3 protein-coding genes are annotated in these 3,120 nt (G+C 67.9%); 2 read left to right on the top strand and 1 reads right to left on the bottom strand.

Translation table 11 applies throughout. The features are described 5' to 3' along the window. Both CF8_RS20240 and CF8_RS20235 read left to right on the top strand, forming a co-directional pair. Positions 1-1,065 (top strand): alpha/beta hydrolase (locus tag CF8_RS20240; RefSeq protein ID WP_232211545.1); only part of this gene is annotated, 1,065 nt, incomplete at its 5' end. Between the two features lie 18 nt (positions 1,066-1,083). Further along, entirely contained in the window at positions 1,084-2,154 is a 1,071-nt protein-coding gene (locus CF8_RS20235) for a helix-turn-helix domain-containing protein (RefSeq protein ID WP_036491654.1), read from the top strand. A gap of 296 nt (positions 2,155-2,450) precedes the next feature. Here the strand turns inward: CF8_RS20235 and CF8_RS20230 are convergent. Continuing rightward, positions 2,451-3,120: Clp protease N-terminal domain-containing protein (locus CF8_RS20230; protein WP_332248897.1), on the bottom strand; the 670-nt coding region annotated here is incomplete at its 5' end.

Here is a 3,120-nt window from a genome sequence, read left to right as displayed (position 1 = left end):
CGACAGGCCCGCCCCGCCATATGGCGGGTAGATCGCTGGGACCACCACATTTGTCGGGTAAGGGCCTGTCGTCACCGGGCCCCCGGGTCTAGCGTGACGCGGGTGACGAGCGTCGTGCGCCCTGAGTTCGACCCCGAGTTGAAGGCCGGGCTGGCCGTGGTGGGTGGGATGTTCCCGCCGACCATCACGCCAGACCTCATCGACTTCATGCGGGTGTCCTACGCCTCGGCCCCGCTCGACGACCTCTTCGCCGAGCGCGGGATCGAACGCGTCGACACGGAGGTGCCCGGCCACGAAGGCGCAAGCCTGACCGTCTCGGTCCTCCGAGCATCAGGCGCCGAGTCGGACCGGCCCGGGGTGCTCTACGCGCACTCGGGTGGGCTGATGTTCGGCGACCGGTTCAGTGGCATCGACCTGGTTCTCGACTGGGTCGACCGTCTGGGTGCAGTGATGGTGACCGTCGACTACCGTCTCGCGCCGGAGTACCCCGACCCCTACCCGCGCGAGGACATGTACGCCGCCCTGGAGTGGACTGCAGCCCACTGCGAGGCCCTCGGGATCCGGCCCGACCGGCTTATGGTGGCTGGGGCGAGCGCCGGTGGCGGGCTGGCCGCCGGTCTTGCCCTAGCCGCCCGCGACCGCGGTGGACCACGGCTCTGCGGGCAGGTGCTCGACTATCCGATGCTCGACGACCGCGGAACCACCGCGTCCACGTCGCAGTTTGACGGCGTCGGAGTCTGGGACCGGGTCAGCAACGAGACCGGCTGGGACGCCCTGCTCGGGACGGAGCGCGGAGCCGGGTCAGTATCGCCGTACGCCGCGCCATCGCGGGCCGCGGACCTGTCTGGACTGCCTCCAGCGTTCATCGACGTCGGGGCCGCCGAGATTTTCCGGGACGAGGCAATCGCCTATGCAGACGCGATCTGGAGAGCAGGCGGCGATGCCGAACTGCATGTGTGGTCGGGGGCGTTCCACGCCTGCGACATCTTCGCTCCGCACACCGCCGTCGGGCGCTCGATGATTCACGCGCGCGACACATGGGTGGAGAAAATCCTTGGCGACTGAGAGGCAGGAGCCCTAAAAGTGCAGGAGTTGTTGGGCAGGATTGCCCGTCTGGACCCCAGCGCGAGCCTGGGGCTGCGCGTGATCGCTTGCTTTGACGAGTTGGTTGTCGGCAACGTCAACACACGCGCTCTGCTTGCGGCCGCCGCGTCGCTGGCCGGGTGCCCGGCCGGCTTCCAGCAAGAGCACCCGCGGCGACTGCTCCGGGTGAGCCCCCGCGGCACCGTGGTGGACGGCGAACCACCCGAACTCGACTCTGTCTTCGTCGCCCCCGCCTCCGACGGACTCGCCGTCTGGCTGGAGCGCGAGGGGCCAGCATTTCCCAACGACGCGATCACCCTTGAACGGCTCGCGCTGGCAGTCCGGATCCGACATGGACGAGGTCGCCGAGACCACGACAACCGGCGCCACCTCGGACTGCTCACGGACCTCGACGTCGCAGCGGACGACCGGATCGCCGCCGGGGCTGCGCTCGGTCTTACGACCACCGGCCGCTATCGAGTCGCCGCAGCCCCGCTGTTCGCTGTCTGGCTGCGTCATCCGGACGGCCCGGAGGACGTTATCCCGACACGGCACGGTCCCATCCACGCCATTGTCCTAGCTGAGTCGTACGACGCTTTCGACGCGACTCCCTGTGGGGTCGGGGTCGCCACCTCGGTCGACGATCTCCACCACTCATTTCGGACCGCGATGGTCGCGTTGCGACTCTGTTCGCCACCCGAAGACGGCCTGGTCTGTGCCGACGTCTACGGCGGACTGGTCGATATGTTGGCGGACACCCCCGAGGGCAGGCACCAGCCTGACGTGGAGCGGATGGACGAGATTGCCACGTACGCCTGGGGCTTGGCGACGGTGGGCGCCATCGTGACCACCCAGTCTGTGCGGGAGGCCGCGCGTCAGTCCGGCGTCCACCACAGCACCATGAGCACCCGGATAGAAGTCATCTCTGCGACGTTGGGCTTCGACCCACTCGACGGATTCGGTCGCGCCCGCCTCGGCTTGGCCTACCTGGGCCACCGACTGCGCCGCTCAAAGGTTCTCGACCTACCGGCGCCTTCCTTGGCACCCGACAAGATCACGACACTCGCCTAAGGCGACGGTTGACTCGATGGGTCCGCGAGTGTTGCCGCCAACTCGGCTGCACGCCTGGCACAGGCTCGCTCGCTGGACGACACCCGGCAGTTGCTACCGCACATCGGCATGAGCGGATGTCCCGTGAGCCGAACGTTCCACGACACGCCACACCAACATGTTGCTTCTCCGTCGTATCCCAGGAGCGCGGATGGCGGTCCACGCGGATGACCGTGTCCGGTCATCCCAGGAGCGCGGATGGCGGTCCACGCGGATGACCGTGTCCGGTTCAAGGCGTCAAGCGCTCTCTCGGCCGCTCAGCCGTTCTGCGGCTCATCTGGCGGGAGGGTCCCCGGGGCTTGAGCCTGCCGCAAGGACCGAGAGGTCGCCGCTCGGACCATGCCGAAATCGACTCGGAGCTCCAGGAGCACCTGGGTGGCGATGCCCTCTCCCTCGCGCAGAATCCCAAGCAGGAGGTGCTCGGGTGCGATGAGCGACTCGCGGTACATGTCGGCCTCTCGCCTGGCAAAGACGAGTACTTGGGCCGCGCGCGGGGTGAGCGGCAACTCTTCGTGCGGGGATTCGGCTCCGACACCGACAATCTGCCGGACGTGGGCACGGACAGTCTTGAGGTCGGTGTGGGACGCCAGGATCTGCGCCGCGTCGCTATTGGTCTCCCGCAGCAACCCTAGGAGGACGTGTTCGGTGCCGACGTAGTGATGGTTCAGCGCCACGGCCTCCGTTGTTGCATACCCGAGCACGTCACGTGCGGCCGGGGTGACCGTTGGCTCGGTCGGCGGCTCGGGGCCTGTTCTCCGGAACATGGCTAAGTCTCTCAGCGCCTGCTCTGGGCTTCGCCGCAATTCGACATGTCCGGACGTCCCGTAGGCCGAACGACGCACGGCGACGTCCACCTCGGGGAGCCGGACGGATTCGCGCCGTCCCGCAGCAGGATCCAGTTGAGTCCCCGATAGTGGTGTAGCGCGG

The sequence above is a fragment of the Nocardioides sp. CF8 genome (genome assembly GCF_000389985.1).
GTDB classification, from domain to species: domain Bacteria; phylum Actinomycetota; class Actinomycetes; order Propionibacteriales; family Nocardioidaceae; genus Nocardioides; species Nocardioides allogilvus.
This window is presented reverse-complemented; position numbering and strand designations above follow the sequence as displayed.